A 17,688-nucleotide genomic window follows, 5' to 3' on the forward strand; every position below is an offset into this window, starting at 1 on the left:
GGGCCTCGGATCAGATTTGTCCTAGCGTCTTAATGCGCGCCTTGGGGTGTATCTCGTTCTGCGACAGCACCGACGTTTGCGGCCGGAACCGCTCGACGATGGAGCGCACGTAGGGCCGGATGCCGGGGCTGGTCAGCAGCACCGGCAGCTCACCCATCATGGCCTGCCGCTCGAAGCTTTGCCGAACGGCATTAATGAATTCCTGCAATTGCGAGGGCGCCATTGAAAGTTGCTTGTCCTCGCCGTCCCCGACGATCGCCTCGGTGAATGCCTGCTCCCAGTGCGGGGAGAGCGCGAGGATCGGGATATATCCGCCCTCGCCGGTGTGGTCGTTGCAGATCTGCCGGGCCAGGCGTGCGCGCACGTGCTCGGTGATGGCGGTGACGTTGCGGGTGTAGCTCGTCGCCTCCGAGACAGCCTCCAGGATGCCCGGGAGGTCGCGGATCGAGATCCGCTCGTTCAGAAGGTTCTGCAGCACCCGCTGCAGACCGCCCACTGTGATCGAGTTCGGTACCAGGTCGGCCACCAGCTTCTGCTGGTCCTTGTCCAGCTCGTCCAGGAGCTTCTGCGTCTCGGCGTAGGACAACAGCTCGGCCATGTTATCCTTGATGATCTCGGTCAGGTGGGTGGTGATCACGGTCGGCGGATCGACCACCGTGTAGCCGCGGAAAAGTGCCTCCTCGCGCTGCTGTTCCCCGACCCACATGGCGGGCAGCCCGAACGTGGGCTCGGTCGTCTTCTCGCCGGTCAGCGGGATGTCCTGGCCCTGCGGGTCCATCACCAGCAGCATATTGGCACGCAACTCGCCGCGCCCCGCCTCGATCTCCTTGATGCGCAGGACATAGCTGTTGGCGGGAAGCTGCAGGTTGTCCTGGATACGGACAGAGGGCAGGACGAAGCCCATCTCTTGCGCCAGTTGCTTGCGCAGCGCCTTGATCTGGTCGGTGAGGCGCGCGCCCTCCTTGTTCACCATGCTGAGCAGGCCATACCCCAGCTCCAGGCGCACCTCGTCGATGGCAAGGGCGCTGGCGATCGGCTCTTCCTTTTCCGCCTGGGCGGCCTGGGCCGCCTGCTGCGACTGCTCGGCCGCCTGCACTTCGGCGACGGCGTTGCGCCTGTGGCTCATCCAGGCCAGCCCCGCCGCCGTCGCCGAAAGCAGCAGGAAGGGCAGCATCGGGATTCCCGGCAGCAGCGCCAGCGAGAACGTCAGGAACGACGACAGGCCAAGCGCGCGCGGATAGGCGCCAAGCTGGCCGAACAGCGCCTTGTCGGCCGAGCCGACGTTGTTGGATTTGGAAACCAGAAGGCCGGCGCCGGTGGACACGATCAGCGCGGGTATCTGGGAAACCAGTCCGTCGCCGACCGTCAGCAGGGTATAGCTCTGCGCGGCGGCCGAGAACGACAGGTCCTGCTGGGCGATGCCGATGATCATCCCGCCGATCACGTTGATGAAGGTGATCAGCAGGCCGGCGATCGCATCGCCGCGCACGAACTTGGCCGCACCGTCCATCGCGCCGAAGAAGTTGCTTTCGTCCTCCAGCTCCTTGCGGCGGCGCTTGGCCTCCTGCTCGTCGATCAGCCCGGCGGAGAGGTCGGCGTCGACCGCCATCTGCTTGCCGGGCATGGAATCCAGGCTGAAGCGGGCGGAGACTTCGGCGATACGCCCGGAACCCTTGGTGATGACGATGAAGTTCACGATCACCAAAATGCCGAAGACGATGATGCCGATGACGAAGTTGCCCGCCATCACGAAACCGCCGAATGCCTGGATCACCTGGCCGGCGGCGTCTGTCCCTTGGTGGCCGTGCGCCAGGATCAGCCGGGTGGAGGCCAGGTTCAATGCCAGGCGCAGCATCGTCGCGATCAACAGGACAGTTGGAAACGAACTGAAGTCCAGCGCTCGGTGGATGAACAGGACAGTCATCAGGATGAGGACGGAGAGTGTCATCGACAGCGCCAGCGACACGTCCAGCATCCACGACGGCATCGGCATGATAAGGACGACGAGGATACTCACCACGCCCAGCGCCAGCGCGATGTCCCCGCGACGCAGGCTGTCGAGCGCGCGTCCGGGTATCGATCCCGCCAGGCTGGCGCCGCCGGTGTTGCTGCTATCGGCCATCTACAGGGTCCGCTGCCTTTCGCGGCGCCGGTCTCACGCCGTTGCTCGGTCCGCCTCGCCAGGGGCAGGCACTCGGATGCCCTCCTGGCTGTAGGCGCGAAGCTTGTTCCGCAGCGTGCGGATCGAGATGCCCAGGATGTTTGCGGCGTGCGTACGGTTGCCGAGACAATGCTCAAGCGTGTTCAGGATGAGGTCGCGTTCGACGTCGGCAACCGTCCGACCCACCAGGCCGTGCCGTTCGCTGTCGCCGTGATGACTGGACGCAGTTTCGCTGCCGGCTGTGGCGCCGGCAGTGCGCTCCGTTCCCGAGGCCGCCTTTGTTGCCTCTGTCGCGCCCGCATTCTTGAGGAGAATGGTATCCGGCGTGATGCATCCGTCGGCGGCCAGCAGCACGGCGCGGTGGATGGTGTTCTCCAGCTCTCGCACGTTGCCCCGCCAGGGACAGGTTTTGAGTTGCTCCAGCGCCTCGTCATCGATCTCCGGGGCAGGCAGGGCGTTGGCCTCGGCATATTTCCTGGTGAAGTGCTCGGCCAGGACCTCGACATCCTTGGGCCGGTCGCGCAGCGGTGGCAGCGCGACATTGACGACGTTCAGCCTGAAATACAGGTCCTCTCGGAACGAGCCGTCGCGCACCGCTTCCTCAAGATCGCGGTTCGATGTCGCGAGCAGCCGGATATTCACCTTGACCGGCTTGCTTCCGCCCAGCCGGTCGATCTCGCGCTCCTGGATCGCGCGCAGCAGCTTGGCCTGCAGGCGGGGGTGCATTTCCGAGATTTCGTCCAGCAGCAGCGTGCCGCCGTTCGCCTCCTCGAACTTGCCCACGCGGCGCGCGACGGCGCCCGTAAACGCGCCTTTCTCATGGCCGAACAACTCGCTTTCCAGCAGGTTCTCGGGGATCGCCGCGCAGTTGACGGAGATGAACGGCTTGTCCGCCCGCTTCGACTTGCCGTGGATGTGGCGGGCCATGACCTCCTTGCCGGTACCGCTTTCGCCGGTAATCAGCACGCTGGCCTCGGATGGGGCAACGCGCTCGGCCAGCTTCAGCACCCGGGCCATCGCCGGGTCGCGGCTGAGGAAGGAGGTGGCTTCCTCCGCCACGGCGGCGAGGACGGCGGCGATCATCTCCGGGTCAGGGGGCAGGGGGACATACTCCTTCGCGCCCGCCTTGATTGCGTCCACCGCGGCGCGGCTGTCGTTGCCGATGCCGCAGGCGATGACCGGCACCGAGATGCGCTCGTCCTGGAGCGCGTCTATCAACTCGCCGACGTCCAACGAGACGTCCGCCATGACGAGATCCGCGCCCTGGCCGGAACGCAGGCTTTCAAGCGCCTGCGGCGTGTCGTCGACATGCGCGACCTTGGCGCCCTTCTTGAGGGCGATCTGGCCGGCGGTGGCGATATGACCTTCCAGCGAACCGACGATGAGTAGTCGCATCGTCCTAACTCCTACGCTTGCCGCGTTCAGTCGAAATAGCGCACCCGATCAGCGGGCGGCAGAATCGTGTTGAGCTGCGCTTCCAGGCGACGCGGGTTTTCCTGGCGGGCGATCGAAGCGGCGCCCTGCGCGTAAACCTGGTTGACCATTGCCTCAACGTTGGAGTTGCGCTCCAGCTTGTTGGCAACGGGCAGGAAGACCATGTGCGCCAGTACCGCACCGTAGAAGGTGGTCAGCAGCGCCACGGCCATTGCCGGGCCGATTGTCGCCGGGTCCTCCAGGTTGCCCAGCATCTGCACCAGACCCACCAGCGTGCCGATCAGGCCCATCGCGGGCGCGACCTCGCCGGCGCGGCGCAGCACGCCGGTTGCCCGGTCATGACGCTGCATCGTCGCCTCCAGCTCGCGCAGCATCATGCGCTCGACCTCCTCGCCAGGGGTGCCGTCGACCACCAGCCGCATGGCCCGGGCCAGGAACGGCTCGCCGCGGAACTCGCGCTCGCGGTTCTCCAGCGCCAGCGTGCCCTGTTTTCGGGCGGTGTCGGCCAGACCGATCATCTGCATCGCCGCCTGCGCGGGCTCGCGGTTGCGATAAACGACCGCCTTCAGCATCACCTTCTGGGCCTGGATCACCTCGCCCAACGAGAACGAGATCGTCGTGGTCATGAAGCTGCCGCCCAGGACGATCAGCATCGCCGGTGCATCCACGAACGCACCCGGCGTGCCGCCCAGGACCATCGCCGCTATGATCAGCGCAAAGGCGCCGACGACGCCCAGGATGGTCGCCAGGTCCAGTCTGCCGCCTTCCGGCTGTGCCGTGGCGCCCTGTTGCCTCCGGCCGCGGGCTGTCGCTTGTGCTGTCGAGGCGTTGGCCATCCATTGTCCCCTTGCCGGCGCGGCTCGCGCCCTTATGAGCGGTCCATTTTGATGATCTCGGTCATCGTGACGCCGAGGCGGTCCTCGACGACGACCACCTCGCCGCGGGCCACGAGCCGGTTGTTGACGTAAATGTCGATTGCCTCGCCGACCTTGCGGTCAAGCTCCACAACGGCGCCGCGGCCAAGCTTCAGCAGCTGGCTGACCTGCATGTTCGACTTGCCAAGCACCGCCGAGACCTGGACGGGAATGTCGTAGACAGCTTCCAGTTCCTTGGCGTTGGTCGGCGGCTTTTCCATCTCCTGGTCGTCGCTCTGACCGTTTTCGGCGTTTTCCGGCACCTGCGCCGCCTCGTTGTCCATGTCGGCCAGTTCGAGGTTGTCCTTCTCGTCCGCCATCTCGTCCTCCGTGGTGGCGTGTGCGCTCTAGGCGCTCCGGCGATCCGGGGTGTTCGCGGTTTCGCCCGTTTCGGGACCGCTCGCGGGGTCCGTCTCGCCGGTCGTGGCCGGGCCGTTTCCATCGGTCTGCCCGGCCGTTTCGTGTGCACCGTTGTCGCTGGCGGCCCTGTCGGCGAGGGTATCGGCCGCGCGGTCCGCCCCCAACGCCCGGGCCGCGGCGTTCTCGATTTCGCGCCAAAGTCGGGCGGTGTCCCGCTCGGCGCCGCCGTCCGCCCAATCCGCACGGGCGTCGCCGGGTGCCAGGTCCTCATCCGAGAGAAGCACGACCTTGCCGGCAAATCCGCTTTTCGCCGCAAGGCCGTCGATGCGCTCGCGCAGGGCGTCGAGCTGTGCATCGGCCACGCGGACGACGACGCGCGGTTCCTCGCGCAGGCGCTCCAGCGATTCGACTATCAGCGTCTCAATCTCCGACTGTCCATGCCGCCGGGTGAGGGCGGGAAACAGCTTGCGCACCAGGCTCAGCGCAACTTCGAGGGATTCGCTGGACCGCTGTTCGGCAGCGCCCCGCACCTGTGCGCTCAATTCCTCAAGACGTTGGCTCAACCTGTCGAGCGCATCGGCGTTAGCCTGTTCCGCCGCCGCTGTTGCCTCGGCGCGGCCGGTTTCCAGTCCCTCGGCATGGCCGGCGCGGTAGCCTTCCTCGCGCGCGGCGTCGATGTCTTCCTGCGAGAAGGTCGGGGCTTCCGGTTCCGGCTCCGGCTCTTCCTCGACGGCCGTGCCCGCGCCCTCGCCAAGCATGGGACCGGACGCGAACTCGGGCTCGTCGAAGAACTCCGTTTCCTCGTCGAAATCCTTTTCGAACAGGAACTTGTGCCTTGCGGCCATGCGGTTCTCTGGGCTCTGGTGCAACAACGCTTCGCTCGATCGGTTAATCAGTAGACAAGCTCGTCTTCGCCCTTGTTGTCCGCGATGACGATCTCGCCCTGGTTGGAAAGCTCCTTGGCAAGCTGCACGATCTCGGTCTGGGCCTCGTCGACGTCGCGCAGCCGTACGGGGCCCATCGCCTCCATGTCCTCGCGCATGATCTTCGCGGCGCGCTCCGACATGTTGGAAAAGAACAGGTTGCGCAGATCCTCCGACGCGCCCTTGAGCGCGACGGAGAGCTTGTCCTTGTCGATCGCGCGCAGCAGCGTCTGGATGCTGCCGGGATCGAGCTTGTCCAGGTCCTCGAAGGTGAACATGAGCTGCTTGATCCGCTCGGCGGAATCGCGGTTGCGCTCTTCCAGCGAGGACAGGAAGCGGGTCTCGGTCTGGCGGTCGAGGCCGTTGAATATTTCCGCCATCAACTCGTGCGCGTCGCGCCGGGAGGTGCGGGCCAGGTTGCTCATGAACTCGTTGCGCAGGGTGCGCTCGACGTCGTCCAGAACCTCTTTCTGGACCGCCTCCATGCGCAGCATGCGCATGACGACCTCCATCGCGAACCCCTCGGGCAGCAGGGCCAGTACCCGCGCGGCATGGTCCGGCTTGATCTTCGAGAGCACGACGGCCACCGTCTGCGGGTACTCGTTCTTCAGATAGTTGGCCAGCACCTGCTCGTTTACGTTGCCGAGCTTGTCCCACATGGTGCGGCCGGCAGGCCCGCGGATCTCCTCCATGATCTGGTCGACCCGCTCCTTGCTCATGACCTTCAGGAGCAGGCGCTCGGTGCTGTCGAAGTTGCCGACCAGCGAGCCGGTGGAGGAGAGCTGTTCGGCGAACTCGGTGAACAGCCGTTCGACCAGGTTGGAGGTGACGCTGCCCAGGTTCGCCATGGCCTGGGAGACTTCCTTGATCTCCTCGTCGTCCATCAGCGCGAACAGCCGCGCGGCGTTTTCCTCGCCGACGGACATCATCAAGAGCGCGGCCTTGTCCGGGCCGGATAGAGAGCGGTAATCCTCGCGCAAACGCATAGCCATGACGGCTCAGCTCACCCCTGTTGCTGATAAAGCCAGTTGCGGATGATGGAGACCGCCTCTTCCGGGTGGTTCTCCACGATTTCGCCGATCTTGCGCACCGAGGAGGCGCGCACGCGGCCTTCCACCTTGTTCAGGTCGATCAGCTGCTCGCCTTCCTCTTCATCGTCATCGGCGCCGAAGTCCGGAATGTTGCTGGCCGCCTGGGTGGTCGGCACGCTCGTCGGCCCGGCCAGTTGCGGATAGGCCTCGCTCTGGTCGCTCAGCATCGGATCCCCGCCACCCGCGCCAGCCCCGGCGGCGGCGGGCTGGGCGAGGGAGGCATCGAGCAGGCGGCTGACCAGCGGCCGCACCACCAGCAACAGGATCAGCACGGCGACGATGCCAAGGACGATTAGCTCCGCCGCCCGCATGAGCTGTTCCTCGCGCAGGCCCAGGATGGTCGTCGGCTCGGCCGGCGTCAGTTCCTCCGCGGGGTTGGCGAAGCGCATGTTGATGACTTCGACCTGATCGCCGCGCTCCTCGTCGTAGCCGACGGCCGAGCGGGCAAGGGAAACAAGCTGCTGCAGTTCCTCCGCCGAGCGCTCCTCGTACACCCGCTCGCCGTTGGCGTCGGTCACGTAGCGGCCGTCGATCAGCACCGCGACCGAGAGGCGGTCGACCTTGCCGGCCTGACGGACATGCGTCGTCACCGTCTTCGAAATCTCGTAGTTGATCGTCTCCTCGGTCCGCTCGGCCTGGCTCTGGCTGGACGAAGTCTGGCCGCCCTGGGCCTGCGGGTTGGGGAGGTTGTTGTCGACGGTGACGGCGTCCTCGCCCTCGGTATCGACCTCGCTCTCGGTCTCCTCGACGATCTGCTCCGAACGGGCGATCTGGCTGTCCGGGTCGAAGATCTCCTGGTTTTCCGTGACCCTGTCGAAGTTCATCTCGGCCGAGACCTCGGCGCGGACGTTGCCGGGCCCGACGGAGCGCTCGATAAGCTGCTCCAGTGTGCGCGCCAGGCGCTGCTCGTAGTTGGCGCGCATCTCCTGCGGGCTGAGGTTGCCGCCGAGCAGGTCGTCGCCCTCGCCGCCGCGCGCCAGCAGCGTGCCCTGCTGGTCGACGATGGAGACGAGGTTCGGCTGCAGTCCTGGCACCGCGGAGGCGACAAGGTGCTGAACGCCCAGGATCCGCTTCTTGCCCAGGCGGGTGCTTCCGCGCATCAGAAGGACGATGGAGGCGCTGGGCTCCTGCCGGTCGCGGCTGAAGAGCTCGCGCCGGGGCAGGACGAGATGCACCCGGGCCTGCTGCACGTCCTGGATCGAGCGAATGGTGCGCGCAAGCTCACCTTCCAGCGCGCGCAGGTGATTGATGTTCTGAACGAAGTTCGTCGTGCCCAGCCCGCTGGTTTCATCGAAGATCTCATAGCCGACGGAGCCGCCGTTCGGCAGGCCCTGCTCGGCCATCTCCAGGCGAATCCGAGCGACATCGCTTTCGGGCACGTGGATTTCCGTCCCGTCGGCGCCAAGCTGGTAGGGGATGCCCATCTGATCGAGCTGGGCGGTGATCTCCCCGCTGTCGCGCGCGTCCAGGTCGCCGTACAGCAGCGCCATCTCGTCGGAGGCGAGCTGGCTGGTCATGAAGATGAAGAAGGCGATGATTCCCGCGGCCACCGCCCCCATTGCCGCAAGACGCGTCGGCCCGAGACTCTTCAGCGTGTCGATGAAGCTGTTCACGCGTTGTTTCCCGCCAGGTTCGTTCAAGCGCCCAAAGGCCGCATTCGGGAATCGGCGTTTCGGCTCGCGAAGAACGCTAGGTCCGTGCGGGTAAAAGCGTCGTTAACGAGAGGAAATTTTTGCCCAGTCTTGCGGCAGAAATTGCCCGCTTTTGAGACAATCTTCTCGATTTCGTTCAGGATTCGAGGCGAAGACCCCTTATCCCAGGAGGCCGGGCCCAAGAAGGGGCCCGGCCTTGAGGCGGCACACGAGGGGGCTTGGCGAGGCTATTGCGCCGCCTCAAACTCCAGGTCGTCTCCCGGGTTCCGGCGATAGTCCTGCAACCGGGTGGTTCGCAGGCCACGCATACCGTGGCTCTCGATCAGACGCTGCCAGGAAAGAAACTCCTCAACTGAAAGGCTGTAACGCTCGCAGGCTTCCTCCAAGCTGATGAGGCCGGCGCGGACGCCTGCGACGACCTCCGCCTTTCGCCGCACGACCCATCGCTTGGTGTTCGGCGGCGGCAAATCGTCGATGGTCATGGGTTCACCTGCCGGGCCTATGACTGACGGCCTACCTGGACTTTCGGACGGCATCGAAAACACCACTCCATTGCAGTTCTGTTGCCTGCACCACTTTCGTACACGCTACGGTTGGCGCTTTAACAAACGCCTAAACGGGAGGGTTAAAGCGGAAGTGTTAAGAAAACGCCGACGCGGGGAGGTGCGGCTGTCCGCCCATGTCCGGCAAACACGACAAGCCCGGCGGCCTTTCAGGGGCCGCCGGGCGCCGCGGAGAGCAAGAAGCGGGACGCGTTAGCGCGCTGTCTGCGTCAGTTCCTGCAGCATCTCGTCCGAGGTCGTGATCACCCGGGTTGCCGCGGAATAGGCCCGCTGCGTAGTGATCATGTCGGTGAACTCGGTCGCGAGGTCGACGGTCGAGCCCTCCAGCGAGGACGGGGCGATGGCGCCTGCGCCGCCGACTCCAGCCTCGTTCAGCAGGACCTCGCCCGATTCGTTGGTGCGGAGATAGGCGTTGCCGCTGCGCGCTTCGAGCTGGTTCGGATTGTTGAAGGTCGCGACCGGCAGCTTGAACAGATCCCGGCGGCGGCCGTTGTCGAAGATCGCGGTGACAATGCCTTCATCATCGATGTTGACGCCGGTGAAGTTGCCGAACCGCAGGCCGTTCTGGTTGATCTTGCTGACCGCGAAGCCGCTGTCGAACTGGGTCAGGGCATCGAATTCGTTGGCGCCCGGGTTGCCCAAGTCGGTGGCGACGGTCGTCGTCGTTGCGCCGGTGGCGTTGCCGGCACCCGGATCGCTGTAGTCGATCTGCAGGTTGGTGATGTCGTAGCCGGCCGTATTCGTCGTGATGGTATTGACCGAGCCGTCGCTCGCAAATGTGATGGTCGCCTGGATCTGATTCGTCAGGGCGCCGCCGCCGTCGTCGAACTGACCGCTGGCCGGCCCGGTGGGATCGCTGGAGAGAACGGGCTGGTCGACGGTTACGTCCCACTGGTTCGCGGCGGTCTTGGTGTAGGTGAAGTCCAGGTTGTGGGCGGTGCCCAGGCTGTCGAAAACCTGCACCGTCATCGAGCGGTTCTGGCCAATTGGATCGGTGGCGGGCAGGTTGGCGCCCAATTCGATCGAATCGGTGGCGCGCGGCAGGCCGCTCAACCCGGCGACGTTCACCGTCTGCAGACTGTTCAGAGATTCCTGGGCCGCCGGCAGGTTGCCCTGCGCGTCGATGGGCCAGCCCTGCAGGAAGAATCCGGCGGAGTTCACCAGGTTCCCGTCCTTGTCGGTCGCGAATTGTCCGGCACGGGTGAACATGACGTCGTCGCCGACGGCAGGGTTGGCCGATTCGTTGACAACGAAGAAGCCGTTGCCGGAAACCGCGACGTCCGTCTTGCTGTCCGAGGACTGCAGAAGGCCCTGCTTGTCCACCTGTTGCAGCGGCTGCGAGCGCACGCCACCGGGGTCGAAGCTGGTTTTCGTCGCTGACTGGGTCACCAGGGTGGAGAAGGCTGCCCGGGTTTCCTTGTAGCCAACCGTGTTCACGTTCGAGATATTGTCCGAGATCATGCCGAGCGCGTTCGACTGCGCCCTCAGACCGGAAACGCTCGATTCCATCGCCCCGAAGATGCTCATATCCGCTCTCCTTTCGCCTTCAGGCGTTGTCTGCCGCCGTCTTCTTCCCTGACCGGCGGCATCGGCACGGCCGCGCTAGGCGCTCTGGCCGCTGGTCTCGTGAATTGCTTTCACCTTGTTCAGGTCGACACCGATGTCGCCGATGTTGAGAAGAACGCCGTCGCCCGACGTCTCGACGCCGGTCACACGGCCGAACACGCTAGTAGTGCCCTGCACGGTCTTGTTCTCCGCGTCGACGGCCAGGAGGTTCATGGTGTAGGCCCCGTCCGGGAGGGCGTTGCCGTCCTCGTCGGTTCCGTCCCAGGTCATCTCGTGACGTCCGGCGGTGGTTTCGGCCTCCAGCGTGCGCACGACGTTGCCTTCGCCGTTGGCGATCTGGATCACCGCGCCAGCGGCATTGTCGTTCAGCTCGTAGGCGAAGCTGGCGCTGCCGTCCTGCAGGCTGAGCTGGTTGCCTGCCGCCTCGATCTCGCGGCCGATGTAATTCACCGCCGAGCCGGCCCGGCTGCCGTTTTGAAGGTCGACCAGGCTATCCAGCTTGTCGTTGGTCGCGAGCTGCTGCTCGACGCCGGAGAACTGTACGAGCTGGTTGGTGAACTCCTGCGACTTCATCGGCTCCAGCGGATCCTGGTTCTTGAGCTGGGTGACCAGGAGATTCAGGAACGCGTCGAAATCGTCCGCCAGCTTCTGGGTGCCGTTGAGGCCGTTCTTCTGTTGGGCCTGCTGGGCCTCGGCGCCGCTGGTTGCTTGCACGTCCATTGGCTTGGCCTCCTAACTAGACGCGGATGTCGAGGCCGTCGTCGGACAGCCGCAGTGATGGGGGAACATCGGCAACGGTTTCCGGCACGCTGCCTTCTTCGCTTCCAAGACCGGCTGGCGAAGTACCGTGATGGTGGTTGCCGCCACCATTCCCGAACTGATCCTGGCCGCCCTGCTCGCCGCGAAGGTTGAAGCTGAGGCTGCCGCCGTCCGTCTTCAGACCGGCATTCTGCAGGGCCTTTTCCAGGCCGCGCGTGTCGCGTTGGAGCATGTCCAGCGTCTCCGCCTTGTCGACGGCCAGCACCGCGCGGACCGCGCCATCATCGCCCACGTCGAGCTTGACCTCGATGCGGCCGAGTTCCGCCGGGTGCAGGCGGATGTTCAGGCGCTGCTGCCCCTGACCCGCGGCGCGTTGGATCTGCACGGCCACCTGTTCCTGGACGGGCAGGGGCGCAGGCGTTCGAGCGTGGTTTGGCGCCTGCGCCTCGGCGGCACGTCCGGCGGCTTCCGCTCCCTGGATGCCTGGCGTCGTGCCGTGGGTACCTTGAAGCACCGGGTCGAAGCCCTGGTTCGTCGTGCTGGCGGCGCCGGCGGTGGCCTGGGCATCGCCGCTCTGGGCGGATGTAGAGGTGGGCGGCGTCTCGCTCACGTGACGTGCGGCGGTGGCCTCGGCTTGCATCTGCTGGACGGGGTTCACGCGCTCGGGTTGCTGCGTCTGGCTGGCCTTGACCTGAGAAGCGGCGTCCGCCTGTCCGGCGGTCATGTCCCTGCGGGCTTGGCCTGCCTGCCCCTGACGTTCGCCGCGTGCGGACTTGTTCGCCCCGGTGCCGCCTTCGACGCGGCCAGCCTCGGCGTTCGCGGCGAACTGCGCGGCGATGGCCGTTTCCCCACTGAGCGGCGTTGTGGCGGGTGTGGTGGTGCCCGGCTGTGTCACCGAGACGGAGACGCGCTGGGCGCTGAAACGGGCGTTGTTTGCGGCCGCCCCAGTGCCTCGGTCGTTCGCGTCGGATGCCTTGGCTGCTTCGGCCTGGGTTCCTGTTGCCCGCGTCTTGCCGTCGTTGGCTGCGCGGGTCGCCTGGGCGTTGCGCAGATTTTCCGCCGCCTGCTTGCGCGTGGCCGTGGTCTCGGCCGCGGCGGATTGAGCGACTTTGGAATCCGCTGCCTTGGAATCGCGTGCTGCATCGGCATCCGCCAATGCGCTCAGAGCCGTGGGCTGTTTGCTGCCTTCCTTGCCGGGACGGTTTGCCGCCTGGGCCTTTTGCTCGACCTCGCCACGCTGATCGCCCTTGGCGGCACCCGCCTTTGCGGCATTGCGATCCTGCGCGGACCTCTGCGCGTCACGCCCGGCCTTGTCCTGGCTATCGCGGGCCGTGTCGGACTCCGACGCACTGGCTTTGCCGGCTGTGTCCTGTTTAGGCGCTTTGTCCGACGACCGGTTGCTCTGCGCCAGCATGGATGCGAAGCCATTGTCCTCGCCGCTGTCCTGCTTGGCGCGGCGCGGCTCGCTGGCGCGGGCCGTCGGTTCCGTGGCAACTGGTATTGGCTGTGCCATAGCGCTGCACTTGTCCTCTTGTTCTCACGGCCGGCCATATAGCCGACCGAACAGACCCCTTGATGCAACCTGCGTGCCAATCCCGAACAGCCTGATAAACAACTGAAAAACCGAAATAAAAATAGCGGGGAAGCGGGGTTTCGCGGCTACCGGCAAATCTTGCTGCCATATTGCGGCAGCATGTGCCGCCCTTGCGCGCGTACCGGGAAAAAGCAACCGCCCCGGCCGAAGGTCGGCCGGGGCGGTACTGTCCCTCGTAAAAGGCCGCGGTGCGGCGTCAGGTCGCGAGATTCAGCGGCTGGTGTGTCCCGTCCTGCGGCTGCGGCAGTGTCCCGGCCGCACCGTCGCCGCTGTCGGCTTGCTGCGGCTGGCCGTTGGTACGGGAGAGCTGGTGCCAGGACTGGCGCAGCGGGTCGAGGATGTCGATAGCCTCGCGCGCCGGCTGCGGATCGTTCTTCAAGTCGACTTGGCCAAGGCGGCGTAGCAGGAAGGTGTAAAGCCGCTTCAGATTTTGCGCGATCTCGCCGCCCTGTTCCATATCCAGGCCGCTCATCAGGGCCGAGATGATCTCAACGGCGCGGTTGTTCGCCCGCCAGCGCCGCTCGATGTCGCCCTGTTCGATGGCGTCAATGGCTTCCCGCAGCGAGGCGATGGCCCTGTCGTACAGCATTGCCACCTGCTGAACGGGTGTCGCGCCTTGCACCTGGCGTGCGCGATAAGCGTGCGCAGCGTTTCCGTACATCAACGGCCTCCCGGCTGTTCGGTCTGAATACGAAACTACGTGTTTGGGTTGAATATCAGGTTAATTTCCGCTGCTTGGGTCCAGCGTCTTCGTCAGTTCCTCCAGCCGCTGGCGCGCGTTCTCCAGGCTCTGCAGCGCCTCTTCCATGCGGATGAACTGATCGAGGAGGTTCCCGCGCTGGAATTCGAGCCGGCGTTCCAGGGTGTCGATCCGCTCTTCGGCGTTGTCGTTGCGCTCGCGCAGGCGGTCAATCTCGGATTCGATGGTACCGTCGGTTTCGTCGCCCAGCCGGTCCGAGGTAAAGAACATTTCCGAGGCGACGCCGGTGCTGACGTTGAAGGTCAGCGTCTCGTCGGCGTTGCCGTTGAACAGCAGGGTCAGCCCCTGCGCCCCGGTCTTGTCGGTGGCGATGAGGCGGTTGCCGTCGATCTCCACCGATCCCGCCACGCCGTTGATCGTGCTGGCGGCCGTTGGATTACCGCTGCCGTCGGTGACGATGTCCAGCGTATAGTCGCTGCCCGCCGGCTGCGTGTCACCGGTGAAGTTCAGCATCGTGACGTTGGTGCTGGACGATGTGAAGTTGAACCGGAAGAGGTCTCGAACCTCGTCGAAGTCGTTCAGCAGCGATTCGTTCAGCTCCGAATCGTCGATCGTCAGCGTGTCTTCCAGCGTCTTGTCGGAGAGGCTGGAGTTCTCGACGAAGTCGATGCCGATCTGGCCCAGCACCTCGATGCCGCCGGATACGTTCTGAGCGCCCAGCGCCAGCACACGGCTCAGGCGCGATTCCACGTCGGACAGGATCGGCTCGCCCCGCAGCACGCCGATGGTCTCCTCGGCCTGATCCTCCAGGCCGACTTCCTGGCGCTGGGCGTTGATGAACTGCTTGACGCTGTTGAAGGAGTCGACGAAGTCGGTGATGGCCGCACGGGCCGCATCCTCGTCCTGTTCGATCTCCAGGTCGATGGTGGTGCCGCGCTCGGCCGCAAGCAGGTTCAACGTCACACCGCGGAACAGGTCGTCCACCGTGTTGGTGGAACGCGTGATGGCGTCGTCCACCGCGATGTTCATGTCGGCCGCCGCGGTGCCGGCGACGTCGGTGACGCTCAGCGTGTCGCCGGATTCCGAGTTGATCTCCAGCCGGGACTGGCCGTTTTCCGTCACCACGCGCGCGTTCGCATCCGCGGTGTCGTTGATGAGGGTCGCCAGTTCGTTAAGGCTGGTCGCGCCGGTATCGAAGGTAATCTGCGAGGGCGCGTCCGGGTTGCCGGCGTCGTCGAATTCGATGGTCACGTTGCCGGCGGGGAAGCCGAAGGCGGTGGCGACGTCCTGCGATGCGTCGCCGACGGAACCGGACCCGAAGACGCTGCCGTCGCTGAGGCCGTCGGCACGGAACACGGCGTTGCGCGCCGCCTGCTGCTCGTTCTTCAGATCGCCGGCCGCGTTGGCAAAGATACCCAGGTCCTGCAACGGTGAACCGGCGGTTTCGCTCAGCGCGATCTCCTGGCCGGTCTCGTCGGCGGTCAGAACCAGAACGTTCTTGCTGGACGACACGGTGACGACGCTGGCGCTGACGCCGCTGGCGTTGTCGCCGGTGTTGGCGTTGTTGATCTTGTCGCGGACATCCAGCAGCGAGTCGCCGTCGGCGACATCGATGGCGCGCCCATTCACCTCGAAGGTGCCGGCACCGCCGCTGAAGGCCAGGCCGGCACTGGCGTCGGCGACCGCATCGCTGCCGATCTTGTGCGCCTGCGCGGTCTGCAGCACCTCGATCTTATGGTTCGTCGGCTGAGAATCGTTGGTGACGTTCGCGGTCAGGATGCTGGTCGCCTGCGAGGGGATCTGGCCGTCGCTGCGGCTGGCGGAGGCGAAGGCCTCGCGCGCCTTGAACACGTCGTTGGCGGAATCGAAGCTGACCGCGCCGCGCAGCTTGGCGGCCGCCTCTTCCAGCGTTTGCAGCCGCGCCTGCAGGTCGTTCAGCGCGTCGATCTGCGCCGTGTTGTCCTCGATCGTCGTTTCCAGCCGGTCGACCGGGATGCGCCGGGCCTCCATGATGCCGTCGACCGCGGCCTGGAAGTCGATGCCCGACCCGAAGCCGGAAAAGCGGACGCGGCCGTTGTCGGTGACCAGATTGTCGGCGTTGAAGACTTCCATCCTCGCCTCCCGCCCGTATCAGGCGCGTTTGTCCAGTAGTTGCCCCATCAGGGCGCGCAAGGTCTTCGCCAGTTCCACAAGCTCTTCCGGCGGAACCTCGCGGATGACCTCGCCACTCTCGCTGTCGACGACACGGGCGACGACCCGCTCCAGGTCGCGGTCGACAGAGAGCTTCAGGTCCTTGGCCGGGAGCCCGGCGTCGCTGATGTCGTCCGCCACAAGGGCGCGGGCGAGGTTCGTCTGGCCGCGTGTGGCCGCATTGGTCGCGGCGGGCGTCTGGCCGACGCTGCGGCGCTCCGGCATGGCCTGATTGGCCAAGTTGCTGATTTGTCCGACTTCCATGACATCTGTCTCCGTCGGCGCCGCCCGTTATCACCTAACAAATGTCTCGGGAGGAATCGCGTTAATAAGAAGCGCGGGCGCCGGGCCGGGAAAGGGGAGGGGCGGAAATTGCCCCTCCCACAGTCCTGGCAAGCTTACTGGAACAGCGACAGCAGGTTCTGCGGCAGCTGGTTGGCCTGCGCCAACACCGAGGTGCCGGCCTGGACCAGGAGCTGCTGCGAGGTGAACTGCGTGATCTCGCTGGCCACGTTGAGGTCTTCCAGCTCGGACCGGGCCGCTTCCTGGTTCTCCACAGAGACCTGGACGTTGTTCGCGGCGAAGTCGAGCCGATTCTGCGACGCACCGACGTTGGAGCGCTTCTCCTGCAGCGTATCAATCGCCTGGGAAAGCGCGTCGGAGGCGGCATCGGCGTTCGCCTTGGAATCGATGCTCTGCCCATCAATGCCAAGCGCGGACTGCGTGATGCTGCCGATGCTGACGCTGATCTCGTCCTCGGAAGCATTGGTGCCGGTGCCAACCTTGAAGTTGAACTCGCTGGTTTCCTCGCCCGACAGGATGACGTTGGAGGCAACCGCGCCAGTCGTGGTCGGCGCAAAGGCGGTGCCGATGCTCACCGTGATGGTGCCCGCGACGTTTGTGGCGCTGCCCATGAGTTGCACCTGGGCATCCATCGTCAGGGCCGGCGTGCCGGTGATGGCGCTGCCGGAGGCATCGACCAGCGTGCCCGTGAAGTTGGCCGTCGTCGAGGCACCACCCGTCGTCATGACGTTGACGCCGGACAGCATGAAGGTGCCGTTGCCGGTATTGAAATTCAGCGTGCCGGTCTGAACCGGGCCGACCGTGGCATTGGCCACCTCGGCGTTGCTGGTGGCAAGCTGCACGCCCATGGCGTCGACAGCCTGCAGGCCCGCCTGCGCAAGAGAGGCCTGGGTTACGGTACCAGTACCGCCACCCGTGGTGGCAAACGTCACCATCGCGGTGCCGCCGGTGTTCAGATTGACGTTGCCGTCAACATCACCGTTGACCAGCTTGGTGCCGTTGAACTCGGTGTCCTGGGCGATACGCTCGATTTCGGAGGAAAGCGCCTGGAACTCCTGGTCCAGGAAGCTGCGCTCGGTATCGGAGAGCTGGTCGGAACCGGCCTGCACGGCCAGCGACTTCATCCGGGTCAGAATGTCCTGCGTGTTGGAGAACGCACCGTCGGCGATCTGCAACAGCGAGGACGCCTGGCCGGCGTTGACGTTGGCCTGCTTCAGGCCGTTGATCTCCGCCGAAAGACGGGCCGAGATGGCCGAAGCCGCCGCGTCGTCCTTGGCCGCCAGCACACGCTTACCGGCCGAAAGCTTGGCCACCGACTCGGTGGCGGCGTCGTTGGCGGAGGCCAACTGACGCTGTGCGACGTTGGCGGCAAAGTTCGAAACGATATTCAAAGCCATGGTTCGATCTCCTACTTGGAGTGCTTTGTCGTCCGTGGCGAGATGTCCTTCTCCACCACGGGCCGGCCCAATAGGACGCGG

General features: G+C 65.4%; 15 protein-coding genes. All 15 read right to left on the bottom strand.

The genetic code is table 11. The features are described from left to right. Positions 1–10: 10 nt before the first annotated feature. The 15 genes from flhA to DRB17_RS00220 all read right to left on the bottom strand — a co-directional run bounded on the left by flhA (position 11) and on the right by DRB17_RS00220 (position 17,607). Complete coding sequence (flhA, locus tag DRB17_RS00150; protein WP_114580146.1) at positions 11–2,122, bottom strand: flagellar biosynthesis protein FlhA; 2,112 nt, start codon at positions 2,120–2,122, stop codon at positions 11–13. A gap of 33 nt (positions 2,123–2,155) precedes the next feature. Then, a complete protein-coding gene (gene flbD / locus DRB17_RS00155; protein WP_114580147.1) occupies positions 2,156–3,556 on the bottom strand; it encodes a sigma-54-dependent transcriptional regulator FlbD in 1,401 nt (466 codons plus the stop codon). 26 nt (positions 3,557–3,582) lie between these two features. Continuing rightward, a complete protein-coding gene (locus tag DRB17_RS00160; protein ID WP_114580148.1) occupies positions 3,583–4,431 on the bottom strand; it encodes a motility protein A in 849 nt (282 codons plus the stop codon). Between the two features lie 32 nt (positions 4,432–4,463). Further along, positions 4,464–4,730, bottom strand: a complete 267-nt coding sequence (fliN, locus tag DRB17_RS00165) for a flagellar motor switch protein FliN (protein WP_421778276.1) — start codon at positions 4,728–4,730, stop codon at positions 4,464–4,466. Between the two features lie 126 nt (positions 4,731–4,856). Further along, entirely contained in the window at positions 4,857–5,714 is an 858-nt protein-coding gene (locus DRB17_RS00170) for a FliH/SctL family protein (RefSeq protein ID WP_114580150.1), read from the bottom strand. Between the two features lie 47 nt (positions 5,715–5,761). Then, complete coding sequence (gene fliG / locus DRB17_RS00175) at positions 5,762–6,784, bottom strand: flagellar motor switch protein FliG (protein ID WP_114580151.1); 1,023 nt, start codon at positions 6,782–6,784, stop codon at positions 5,762–5,764. Between the two features lie 11 nt (positions 6,785–6,795). Continuing rightward, positions 6,796–8,496, bottom strand: coding sequence for a flagellar basal-body MS-ring/collar protein FliF (fliF, locus tag DRB17_RS00180; protein ID WP_114580152.1), 1,701 nt, complete (start codon positions 8,494–8,496; stop codon positions 6,796–6,798). 266 nt (positions 8,497–8,762) lie between these two features. After that, positions 8,763–9,071: a CtrA inhibitor SciP gene (sciP, locus tag DRB17_RS00185; protein WP_114580153.1), complete on the bottom strand. Its 309-nt coding sequence runs from the start codon at positions 9,069–9,071 to the stop codon at positions 8,763–8,765. A 219-nt stretch (positions 9,072–9,290) separates the two neighbouring features. Beyond that, positions 9,291–10,625 carry a flagellar hook protein FlgE gene (flgE, locus tag DRB17_RS00190; protein ID WP_114580154.1) on the bottom strand — a complete coding sequence of 445 codons (1,335 nt, stop codon included), beginning with the start codon at positions 10,623–10,625 and terminating at the stop codon, positions 9,291–9,293. 75 nt (positions 10,626–10,700) lie between these two features. Then, a complete protein-coding gene (locus DRB17_RS00195) occupies positions 10,701–11,384 on the bottom strand; it encodes a flagellar hook assembly protein FlgD (protein ID WP_114580155.1) in 684 nt (227 codons plus the stop codon). Between the two features lie 16 nt (positions 11,385–11,400). Next, on the bottom strand, positions 11,401–12,936 hold the full coding sequence (locus DRB17_RS00200; RefSeq protein WP_114580156.1) for a flagellar hook-length control protein FliK: 1,536 nt from the start codon (positions 12,934–12,936) through the stop codon (positions 11,401–11,403). 277 nt (positions 12,937–13,213) lie between these two features. Next, positions 13,214–13,678, bottom strand: a complete 465-nt coding sequence (gene fliS / locus DRB17_RS00205) for a flagellar export chaperone FliS (protein ID WP_114580157.1) — start codon at positions 13,676–13,678, stop codon at positions 13,214–13,216. A 60-nt stretch (positions 13,679–13,738) separates the two neighbouring features. Continuing rightward, positions 13,739–15,829 (bottom strand): flagellar filament capping protein FliD, encoded by a 2,091-nt coding sequence (fliD, locus tag DRB17_RS00210; RefSeq protein WP_114580158.1) that lies wholly within the window; start codon positions 15,827–15,829, stop codon positions 13,739–13,741. A gap of 18 nt (positions 15,830–15,847) precedes the next feature. Beyond that, positions 15,848–16,171, bottom strand: coding sequence for a flagellar protein FlaG (locus tag DRB17_RS00215; protein WP_147274767.1), 324 nt, complete (start codon positions 16,169–16,171; stop codon positions 15,848–15,850). Between the two features lie 134 nt (positions 16,172–16,305). Beyond that, positions 16,306–17,607, bottom strand: coding sequence for a flagellin N-terminal helical domain-containing protein (locus DRB17_RS00220; protein WP_114580160.1), 1,302 nt, complete (start codon positions 17,605–17,607; stop codon positions 16,306–16,308). Positions 17,608–17,688 lie beyond the last annotated feature (81 nt).

The sequence above is a fragment of the Ferruginivarius sediminum genome, from assembly GCF_003344765.1.
GTDB classification, from domain to species: domain Bacteria; phylum Pseudomonadota; class Alphaproteobacteria; order Kiloniellales; family Rhodovibrionaceae; genus Ferruginivarius; species Ferruginivarius sediminum.

What these genes read in the sequence shown, in the direction of transcription:
- fliD (WP_114580158.1), bottom strand. Translation starts at nt 15,829, where the DNA reads ATGGAAGTCTTCAACGCCGACAATCTGGTCACCGACAACGGCCGCGTC.
- DRB17_RS00220 (WP_114580160.1), bottom strand. Translation starts at nt 17,607, where the DNA reads ATGGCTTTGAATATCGTTTCGAACTTTGCCGCCAACGTCGCACAGCGT.
- fliG (WP_114580151.1), bottom strand. Translation starts at nt 6,784, where the DNA reads ATGGCTATGCGTTTGCGCGAGGATTACCGCTCTCTATCCGGCCCGGAC.
- DRB17_RS00215 (WP_147274767.1), bottom strand. Translation starts at nt 16,171, where the DNA reads ATGGAAGTCGGACAAATCAGCAACTTGGCCAATCAGGCCATGCCGGAG.
- fliS (WP_114580157.1), bottom strand. Translation starts at nt 13,678, where the DNA reads ATGTACGGAAACGCTGCGCACGCTTATCGCGCACGCCAGGTGCAAGGC.
- flhA (WP_114580146.1), bottom strand. Translation starts at nt 2,122, where the DNA reads ATGGCCGATAGCAGCAACACCGGCGGCGCCAGCCTGGCGGGATCGATA.
- flgE (WP_114580154.1), bottom strand. Translation starts at nt 10,625, where the DNA reads ATGAGCATCTTCGGGGCGATGGAATCGAGCGTTTCCGGTCTGAGGGCG.
- sciP (WP_114580153.1), bottom strand. Translation starts at nt 9,071, where the DNA reads ATGCCGTCCGAAAGTCCAGGTAGGCCGTCAGTCATAGGCCCGGCAGGT.
- DRB17_RS00170 (WP_114580150.1), bottom strand. Translation starts at nt 5,714, where the DNA reads ATGGCCGCAAGGCACAAGTTCCTGTTCGAAAAGGATTTCGACGAGGAA.
- DRB17_RS00160 (WP_114580148.1), bottom strand. Translation starts at nt 4,431, where the DNA reads ATGGCCAACGCCTCGACAGCACAAGCGACAGCCCGCGGCCGGAGGCAA.
- DRB17_RS00200 (WP_114580156.1), bottom strand. Translation starts at nt 12,936, where the DNA reads ATGGCACAGCCAATACCAGTTGCCACGGAACCGACGGCCCGCGCCAGC.
- fliN (WP_421778276.1), bottom strand. Translation starts at nt 4,730, where the DNA reads ATGGAAAAGCCGCCGACCAACGCCAAGGAACTGGAAGCTGTCTACGAC.
- flbD (WP_114580147.1), bottom strand. Translation starts at nt 3,556, where the DNA reads ATGCGACTACTCATCGTCGGTTCGCTGGAAGGTCATATCGCCACCGCC.
- DRB17_RS00195 (WP_114580155.1), bottom strand. Translation starts at nt 11,384, where the DNA reads ATGGACGTGCAAGCAACCAGCGGCGCCGAGGCCCAGCAGGCCCAACAG.